General features: G+C 73.7%; 8 protein-coding genes. 2 read left to right on the top strand and 6 right to left on the bottom strand.

Annotated elements, in window-relative coordinates; translation table 11 throughout:
- Both ACWEJ6_RS43165 and ACWEJ6_RS43160 read right to left on the bottom strand, forming a co-directional pair.
- Positions 1-511, bottom strand: a 511-nt coding sequence (locus ACWEJ6_RS43165) for an ABC transporter ATP-binding protein (protein WP_452431308.1), incomplete at its 3' end; no start/stop codon positions are given.
- A complete protein-coding gene (locus ACWEJ6_RS43160; protein WP_452431307.1) occupies positions 508-1,596 on the bottom strand; it encodes an efflux RND transporter periplasmic adaptor subunit in 1,089 nt (362 codons plus the stop codon). The genes ACWEJ6_RS43160 and ACWEJ6_RS43165, both read right to left, overlap by 4 nt.
- 176 nt (positions 1,597-1,772) lie before the next feature.
- Between ACWEJ6_RS43160 and ACWEJ6_RS43155 the strand changes: the two genes are divergently transcribed.
- A complete protein-coding gene (locus ACWEJ6_RS43155; RefSeq protein ID WP_452431306.1) occupies positions 1,773-3,710 on the top strand; it encodes an efflux RND transporter periplasmic adaptor subunit in 1,938 nt (645 codons plus the stop codon).
- 144 nt (positions 3,711-3,854) lie between these two features.
- Here the strand turns inward: ACWEJ6_RS43155 and ACWEJ6_RS43150 are convergent, their stop codons facing one another.
- From ACWEJ6_RS43150 to ACWEJ6_RS43140, 3 genes are all read right to left on the bottom strand, one after another.
- Positions 3,855-5,399 (bottom strand): alkaline phosphatase D family protein, encoded by a 1,545-nt coding sequence (locus tag ACWEJ6_RS43150; protein WP_452431305.1) that lies wholly within the window; start codon positions 5,397-5,399, stop codon positions 3,855-3,857.
- 95 nt (positions 5,400-5,494) lie between these two features.
- On the bottom strand, positions 5,495-6,085 hold the full coding sequence (locus ACWEJ6_RS43145; RefSeq protein ID WP_452431304.1) for an HAD family hydrolase: 591 nt from the start codon (positions 6,083-6,085) through the stop codon (positions 5,495-5,497).
- Complete coding sequence (locus ACWEJ6_RS43140) at positions 6,082-6,903, bottom strand: hypothetical protein (RefSeq protein WP_387669924.1); 822 nt, start codon at positions 6,901-6,903, stop codon at positions 6,082-6,084. Before ACWEJ6_RS43140 ends, ACWEJ6_RS43145 begins: the two co-directional genes overlap by 4 nt.
- Before the next feature lie 155 nt (positions 6,904-7,058).
- On the opposite strand from ACWEJ6_RS43140, the gene ACWEJ6_RS43135 reads away from it, so the two are divergent.
- Positions 7,059-7,325 (top strand): helix-turn-helix domain-containing protein, encoded by a 267-nt coding sequence (locus tag ACWEJ6_RS43135; RefSeq protein ID WP_387669925.1) that lies wholly within the window; start codon positions 7,059-7,061, stop codon positions 7,323-7,325.
- Between the two features lie 20 nt (positions 7,326-7,345).
- Here ACWEJ6_RS43135 and ACWEJ6_RS43130 read toward each other — a convergent pair whose 3' ends face one another.
- Positions 7,346-8,125 carry a hypothetical protein gene (locus ACWEJ6_RS43130; RefSeq protein ID WP_387669926.1) on the bottom strand — a complete coding sequence of 260 codons (780 nt, stop codon included), beginning with the start codon at positions 8,123-8,125 and terminating at the stop codon, positions 7,346-7,348.
- Positions 8,126-8,157 lie beyond the last annotated feature (32 nt).

The following is an 8,157-nucleotide window of genomic DNA, read 5'->3' as shown; positions in this document are numbered from 1 at the left end:
GGGCGGTGACCAGCGCCCTGGCCACGGCCACGCGCTGCTGCTGGCCGCCGGAGAGCTGGTTCGGCTCGTGCCGCACGCGGTCGGTCAGCCCGACCTGCTCCAGCGCGGCCAGGGCGCGCGAGCGCCGCTCGGCCGGGCCGACGCCGCCGTACACCAGCGGCAGCTCGACGTTGGCCAGCGCGCTCATGCGCGGGATCAGGTTGAAGGACTGGAAGACGAACCCCACCCTGCGGTTGCGCAGGATCGCGAGCTGGTGCTCGGCCAGCCGTCCCACGTCGGCGCCGTCGATCTGGTACGTGCCGGAGGTGGGCACGTCGAGGCAGCCGAGGATGTTCATCAGGGTGGACTTGCCGGAGCCGGACGCGCCCATGACGGCGACGTAGTCGCCGCGCTCGACGTCCAGGCTGACGCCGCGCAGGGCGTGGACCTTGGCGTCGCCCTCGCCGTACTCCTTGACCAGGTCCTTCACCCGCAGGACGGGGGCCGCCGTCGCGGTGGCGGGGGCCGTCATCGCCCGCCGCCCGGCATGCCGCCGCCGCCCGGGAAGCCGCCGCCGAACCCGCCGCGCTGGTTGGTGCTCTGCGTGCCGGTCGCGGGCGGCACGAGCTGGTCGCCCTCGGACACCCCGGACCTGATCTCGGTGAGCGCCGTGCCCCGGACGCCGACCTCGACCGGGGTCCTGACCTGGCGGCCGTCCCTGAGCAGGGTCACCGTGGTCTGGCCGCCGCTGGTGGAGACCGCGGTGGAGGGGACGGTGACGACGTTCTCCGCCCTGCCGACGACGACCTCGACGGTGGCGGTCTGGCCCAGCCGGACCTGCGCGGGGACCTTGGTGAAGGTGACCGTGACCGGGTACTGGACGACGTTGTTGCTGGTGGAGGCGATCGGCTGGATCTGCGTGACCTTGCCGTCGGCGGTCACCCCCGGCAGGGCGTCGAAGGTGACGGTGGCGTTCTGCCCCTGTTCGAGCTTGCCGACGTCGGACTCGGTGAAGGTGCCCACGAGCTGGAGCCGTCCGGTGTCGGCCAGGTCGACGAACCCGCCCGTCCCTGTGCTGTTCCCACTGCCGCCGCTCTGCGACTGGCCCTGGGACTGGCTCTGGCTTCCGCCCGAGCCGGAGGCGGTGCCGCCGACGGATCCGTTGACCGCCGTGACCGTGCCCTTGAACGGGGCTCGCAGGACGGTGGCCGCGACCGTGCGCTCGGCCTCGCGGTAGGCGTTGCGCGCCTTGACGTAGGAGGCGTAGAGCGCGGCCGTGCCGGTGCCCTCGTCGACCGCGCTCCGGTACGTGGCCTTGGCCGCCGACAGGCTCTCCTGCGCGGCGGAGTCGTCGAGCCTGGCCAGGATGTCGCCCTTGTCGACCTTGTCCCCCGCCTTGACGTAGATCCGCTCGACCGTGCCGCCCGTGCCGAACGACAGGGACCTGGTCCTGGAGCTGGCCACCGCGCCCGACGCGGACACCGACGCGGACACCGAGCCGCGGCTCGCGGTCACCGTGCGCACGGCCGTCTCGCCGGCCGCGCGGTCCGTGCCGAGCTGGACGTAGGCGAGCGTGGCCCCGCCCAGCAGGAGCACGCCCAGCGCTCCGTTGGTCATCAGCGCTCTGCGCCTTGTCGACACCTTCACAGCCGGTGACCCTTGCACACCAGCCTGCGCCGCAGCCGTGACGGAGCTGAACGTTCGCTGACAACCCGGGCCCGGGCGGGGTCACACAGCGAACTCTCAGGCTGCTCGCAGGCTGCCGTGAAGCTGGTCGGCCAGGATGGGCGGCCATGAGACCGACTTTCGCGCTGGGCGGGCTCGCCCTGGCCGTGCTCGTCGCCGGGTCGGGCCTGGCGCTGGCACTCCGCGACGACGACCCGCCCGCCGTCCGGGTACGGCTCGCCGCCGCCCAGCGGGGCCCGGTCACGGCCCTGGTCAGCGCCGCCGGCAACACCGTGGACGGCGCCCGCCGGGACCTGGCGTTCGGCTCGTCCGGCCCGGTGACCAAGGTGTACGTCAAGGTCGGGACCAAGGTGACCAAGGGCCAGGTGCTGGCCAGGATCGACGGACGAGAGGCCCGCGAGGCGTACGCAGCCGCCAAGGCCGACCTCTCCGCCGCCCAAGAATCCCTCACCACCGCCACCACCGCCAGCTCCACCGGAACCACCGGAACCACCGGGACCGGGACCACCGGTTCGCCGTTCTCCGCCGGGTCGCCGAACGCCGGCAGCTGCCCCACCCCGTCAGCCTCCTCGAAGCCCACACCGCCGGTCACTTCGAACCCCACCCCGACCACTGGTGGCACCGGCCCCGCCACCTCCCCCGCCCCGGACACCGGCGCCGCTGCCACTCCCGGCAGCGCCGCCGCCCCTGGGGGCGCGACCGTCCCTGGGGCGACGGGCGGCCCGGGCACGGCTGTCGGCGGAGGTTCGGCGGGCGAGGGCGTTTTCGGCCCGACCACCCCGCCTACCACCACCTCGCCCGCCACCACTCCGCCCACCACCGCCACGAGCGCCACGACCGCCACGGCGACCACCGCCGCGCCTACCGGCGCACCCGCCACCAAGGCGAGCAAGGCCGCCTCCCCCTCCTCGACGCGGAGCTCCGGCGCGTCCCCAGCTCACAGCCGGCCCCCGACCGCAACCCCCACCCCCACTCACGAGCCCTCCGAGCCCCAGCCCACGGTGACGGTCACCGCGACGGCCACGGTGACGGCGACGGTGACCGTGACGGTGACCCCGCCCGGCGGCGGCACCCCCGGAGGCGGCACCCCCGGAGGCGGCACCCCCGGAAGTAGCCAGACCCCCGGCACACCGTCCAACCCCGGCGAACCGTCCACACCGGGCGGCCCGTCCACCGCCGAGCCGCCCGCCACGGCCAGGCCCTCGACCACCGCGCCCCCGTCCGCGACCGCCAAGCCCACCACCAAGCCCACCGCCAAGCCCACCGCGAAGGCCACCGCCAAGCCGCGCGCGACGACATCCGCCCGTCCCACCGGCTCCTGCTCACCCGGCACGACCTCCCGGGACACCACCACCAGGACCGCCACCACCCCCAAGGACGGCGCCAGAGGCGGGATCACCGAGGACCAGGCCGCCGCGAACGTCGACCGCGCCGAAGCCGCTCTTGAGGAGGCCGCCGACGCCGTGCGCGCCACCCGCATCGTGGCCCCCACCTCGGGCACCGTCCTGTCCGTGGCGGGCCGGGTCGGCGACACGGCCGGCACCGGCACCTTCATCAGCCTCGGCAACCTGAACGAGCTCCAGGTCCAGGCCATGGTCACCGAGTCGGACGTCAACCGGCTCAGGCTCGGCCAGCAGGCCGCCATCACCCTCGCCACCCGTCCCGGCGAGCGCCACGGCGGCAGGGTCACCGCGATCGCCCCGACCGCCACGGTCGAGGACCGGCTCGTCCGCTACTCCGTCACCCTGGCCTTCGACGAGCCGCCCGCCGGGCTCATGCTCGGCCAGACCGCCACGGTGTCGGTGACCACCGCCGAGGCCAAGGACGCGATCTACGTCCCGGCCGCCGCCGTCCGCAGCCGTTCCGACGGCGCCCAGGTGGTCACCGTGCGCTCGGGCGGGCACGACGCCGCGAAGGTGGTCGCCACCGGCGTCCGCGGCGACCAGTACGTCCAGATCACCTCAGGTCTGGACGAACAGGACCAGGTCGTCATGTCCGGCACCACCACCGGCGAGTTCCCCGACGCGACCTGGCCGGGCGCCTGACCCCCGCCCCGGCTCCCAGCCGGCCCTCAGCCCGCTCCCAGCGAACCTTCAGCCGACGAGGCCCGCACCCCCGCAGCTCCCCGGCCGACGAAGACCGCGGATCCCGCCGTCCCAGCCGGCGAAGGCTGCGTGCCCCGCCGTCCCTCAGCCATGGCGGGGCGCGGCCCGGCCGGCGGCTGAGCGGGGCGGTTCGGCCGGGATCGTGAGCCGGTGGGCGGTGCGGGCCCGCGCGCCGCGGCGGGAGATGTAGTCGAGCGTGCGGAAGTCCACCGACAGCTCGTCCCGGGTCAGCCGGGCCATGAGGTAGCCGCGCCGCTGGTCGATGTAGGAGATGTGCGGGTTCTCCTGCAGGGCCTCGGCGATCCACGTGCGGTCCCGGTAGCCGTCGCCGTCGCTGGCGATCGACGACGTCACCAGCTCCCTGGCCACCACCGGCGAGTCCGGGTCGTCGAAGTCGGTCTTGAGGTCGGCCAGGTGGTGCATGTGCGCGTCCCCGGTCAGGACGACGGGGTTCGAGGTGCCCGACAGCGACCCGAGCAGGCGGGTGCGCTCGGCGGCGTAGCCGTCCCAGGAGTCGAGGTTCACCTCGCGGCCCGGCCCGATCCTGTAGTCGCGCTGGGCCATCAGGATCTGCTGGCCCAGCAGGTTCCACCGGGCGCCGGACCCGCTCAGCCCCTCCTCCAGCCATCGCCACTGGGCGGACCCGAGCAGCGTGCGCCCGTCGGACAACCGTTCGTCGCAGCCGGCCCGCACCCCGTCCAGGCAGGCCTGGTCGTCGCGGAACTGGCGGGTGTCCAGCAGGTGGAAGCGGGCCAGCGTCCCCCAGGAGACGCGCCGGTTGATGCGCAGCACCGCTCCCTGGAGGCTGGCGCGGCGCAGCGGCATGTTCTCGTAGTACGCGCGGAAGGCGTCGGCGCGGCGGCGGGCGAAGCCGGGCGCGCCGGTGCTGGAGACGGGGCCGGCCCAGTTGTTCTCGATCTCGTGGTCGTCGAAGGCCGCCAGCCAGGGCGCGACCGCGTGCGCGGCCTGCAGGTCGTGGTCGCTCTTGTACTGGGCGTGCCGCAGCCGGTAGTCGGCGAGGGTGGCGCACTTGCCCGGCGTGTGCGTGCGCACCCGTCCGGCCAGGGCGGTGTAGCCGCTGGGGCCGTACTCGTACATGTAGTCGCCGAGGAAGACGACCAGGTCGGGCTCCTGCTCGGCCAGGCGGCGGTAGGCGGTGTAGTAGCCGTGCTCGTAGTGCGCGCAGGCGGCCACGGCGAAGGTGAGCGGGCTCTCCCCGGCGGGCGTCGTCCGGGTGCGGGCGGCGTGCGAGAGCCTGCCCTGGCTCCTGAACCGGTAGAAGTAGTCGCGGCCGGGCTCCAGCCCGTCCAGCTCGACGTGCACGCTGTGGGCGTCGCGCGGTCGTGCGGTCGCGGTGCCCGACCGCACGACCGAGGAGAACCGTTCGTCGGTGGCGACCTGCCAGTCGACCTCGACGTCGCGGGCGGGCATGCCGCCGCGGCCGTCGCCGCCGAGCGGGTCGACGGCCAGCCTGGTCCACAGGACGAAGCCGTCGGCGGAGGGGTCGCCGGAGGCCACGCCGAGGGTGAACGGATCGGATCTGAGTGTCGTGGCGGAGGCGGGCGAGGTGACGGCGCGGGGCGCGACGAGGCCGGCTGCCGCCGCTGTCAGGAACGTTCTGCGGTCCACGCTCCAGGTATGTCCGCCCGCGCTGACCCCGTCGTGGCCCCGTCATGACAGCGGAGTCAAGCGTGGGTGAACAGCGCCGGTCGCCCGGCGGGAGGTCAGCGGGGCAGCTCGCGCAGGGATTTGCGGAGCGCGGCGGCGCCGGTGAAGAGCACGCCGGTCATGCCCGCGCGTTCGGCGCCCTCGACGTTCTCGGCCCGGTCGTCGACGAAGACGATCTCGGACGGGTCGGCGCCCAGCTCGCGGGCGACCTCGTCGAAGATCTCCCGGTCGGGTTTGACCAGGCCCATCCTGCCGCTGTAGAAGCGGTGGCCGATGGCGGCGATCCAGGGCAGCTCGTCGAGGCCGTCGGCCATGCAGACGGGCATGTTGGACAGCAGCGCCACGCCGTCGCCCGCGTCGAGGACCTCACCGAGGACGGCGACCGTGCCCTCGTCGGGGTAGGCCCAGCTCGCGACGTCCATGGCCACCAGGCGGGCGACCTCGGAAGGGGTGGCGGCCCGGTCCAGCACGGCCGACCAGTAGCCGACGGGGCTCAGGCTCGCCCGGTCGAACTCCAGGCGGTGCTCCCAGTAGCGGCGCAGGAACGCCTCGGGCTCCACGCCGACGGCGAGCGCCATGGCCTCGGCGTCGGCCGCGGGCTGCGGCAGGGACAGGACGTTGCCGTAGTCGAACACAATCCACGTCATGCAAGGAATGGTCGCAGATGCGGGTCGAGCGCCGGGCAGCCCAGGTATTTCTCGGCCGTGTGGAAGTCGATCCAGTCGAGGTTGACCAGCTCCTCGACGTCCACGCCGGTGAAGCTGGCGCGCAGAGCGGGCGGGATGGCGGCGATGTCGTCCTTGTCGGCGATGTTCACCCAGCGGGCGACGTTCCTGGGGCGTTCGCCGAGGCCGTTGACGGGGGCGGGCAGCAGGCGTTCGAAGACGACGTTGCGCATGCCGAGCGGGCTGCCGAGCGTCAGCAGCAGATCGACGGGCAGGTCGGGGTTGGCCCACAGGGCCTCGTAGGCCACGACGCTGCCGAGCGAGTGGGCGATGACCACCCGCGGCCGGTTCCTGCGGATGGCGTCGGCCACGGCCAGCCGGCACTTCTCGCGCCGCTCCTGGTCGGTGAGGTAGACCGCGACCTCGGGCGCGAACAGCTTGGCGAACGCCGCCGACCTGCTGTCGAGCTTGCCGAGCAGCCATCCGGTGAACGACTTGAGCGCGCCGGTGACGTGCTCGCCGAGCCCGAGGTCCTTGGCCCATTCGACGAGCACCTGCTGGGTGGCGGCCTCGACGCGGGCCGCCGCCTGCGGGGAGCTCTCCCCTGGCTTGGGGTCGCGCAGCAGGTGGGAGAAGTAGGCGACCTCGCTGAAGTAGGCGGCCGTCTCGCCGCCGAGCGCCGCGTGCAGGTAGCGGTCCCACTTGAGCCGCATGGCCGCGGCGGCCCCGGTGGCCGACCCGCCGGCCTCCAGGTAGTAGTTGTACTTGCCGATCCCGTGCACGCCCACGATGGCCGTCACAGCGCCTCCCCCTGACCGCTCGATCTTTCCGCGGATATTGGCATACGCCGCCCGTCCCCGCCCGTCAAGAGCCACCGGAGTTTAGTCTTGCCTAAAGGTTTAGGTAGAGCTAAAGTGGAGTCACGAGGACGGACAGCGTCGAGAGCGAGACCGACATGGCCTTTCGCCGGAACCCCCGTGACGAGGTGGGCGGTCTCGCCCAAGAGGTCGTCGACGAGATCACGTGGTACATGCGGGAACACAAGATCACCCGTGCCGATCTGGCCACGTCGCTGGGCGTCTCGCCCGGCCGGGTGAGCCAGATACTCTCCGGCGACGAGAACCTGACGCTGCGCACGCTCGGCGCGGTCGTCGACGCGCTCGGCGCCCGCCTGGAGCTCACGCTCGGCGACGCCGAGGACTCCCCCGCCGCCCTGGCCTGAGCGCCGGCCGCCACGCCCGGTCAGCGGGCGCGGGCGATGTGCTCGCCGCCGCGGGCCCGTGACGGCGGCACGTATCCCGGCAGCGAGCGGTAGCCGGCCCGGTAGGCCGCGGCCAGCAGGCGCAGCACGTCGTTCTCCGCGTCGTGCCGCAGCACGCCGTGCAGCCGGTGGAGGTTGCCGAGGTAGCGCTCGTACCTGGGGGTCCTGGTGTGGCGGGAGAGGGTGAGCGCGGTGGCCACCTTCGAGCGGGCGGCGCCGTCCTCGATCAGCGCGGCCACGTCCAGCCTGCGTTCGACGGCGTCCAGGCGGGCGTGCACCCGTTCGCGCCGCCGGTCGTCGGCCGACAGGCGGTCGCGGATGCGCTCGTGGTACCGGGCCGCGGCCAGGCTCAGCTCGTAGACGTTCCAGGACGGGTCCACCCGCTTCTCGCACCAGACGCGCTCGTCCTCGGCCATCGCCTGGTCCAGCCGGGCCAGCAGCGACACCAGCCAGAACGTGGCCGCCTCCCGGGCCAGCGAGCGCCGCTCGTCCTGCCTGGCGCGCATCTGGCCGAGCCACAGGCCGCTCGGCGCGGCCGCGCCCAGGACGGTGGCCAGCGAGTCGCTCAGCAATGCGTGCCCGGCCAGCGCGACGCCGGCGGACAGACCGCCGGTGAGCAGGCTGATGGCGACCGCGAGCCGCCGCCCGGCGGGCCCGAAGGGCCGGCCCTTCCCCTGGCACCTCAGCAGCAGGAAGACGACGGCGGAGACCACGGCGAGCCCAACGGTCAGCGCCGCCTGCGCGACCCACTTCGGGTCCATGGAATGAGCCCTTCCCGCGAAATGTTCTCTCC

The organism is Nonomuraea sp. NPDC004702 (genome assembly GCF_053601695.1).
Note: the sequence above shows the minus strand (reverse complement) of the source record. Positions and strands in the feature narration are given on the sequence as shown.

Bases quoted from the DNA above. Each gene is read 5' to 3' on its own strand.
- ACWEJ6_RS43155 (WP_452431306.1), top strand. From the start codon at position 1,773: ATGAGACCGACTTTCGCGCTGGGCGGGCTCGCCCTGGCCGTGCTCGTC.
- ACWEJ6_RS43130 (WP_387669926.1), bottom strand. From the start codon at position 8,125: ATGGACCCGAAGTGGGTCGCGCAGGCGGCGCTGACCGTTGGGCTCGCC.
- ACWEJ6_RS43135 (WP_387669925.1), top strand. From the start codon at position 7,059: ATGGCCTTTCGCCGGAACCCCCGTGACGAGGTGGGCGGTCTCGCCCAA.
- ACWEJ6_RS43160 (WP_452431307.1), bottom strand. From the start codon at position 1,596: ATGACCAACGGAGCGCTGGGCGTGCTCCTGCTGGGCGGGGCCACGCTC.
- ACWEJ6_RS43145 (WP_452431304.1), bottom strand. From the start codon at position 6,085: ATGACGTGGATTGTGTTCGACTACGGCAACGTCCTGTCCCTGCCGCAG.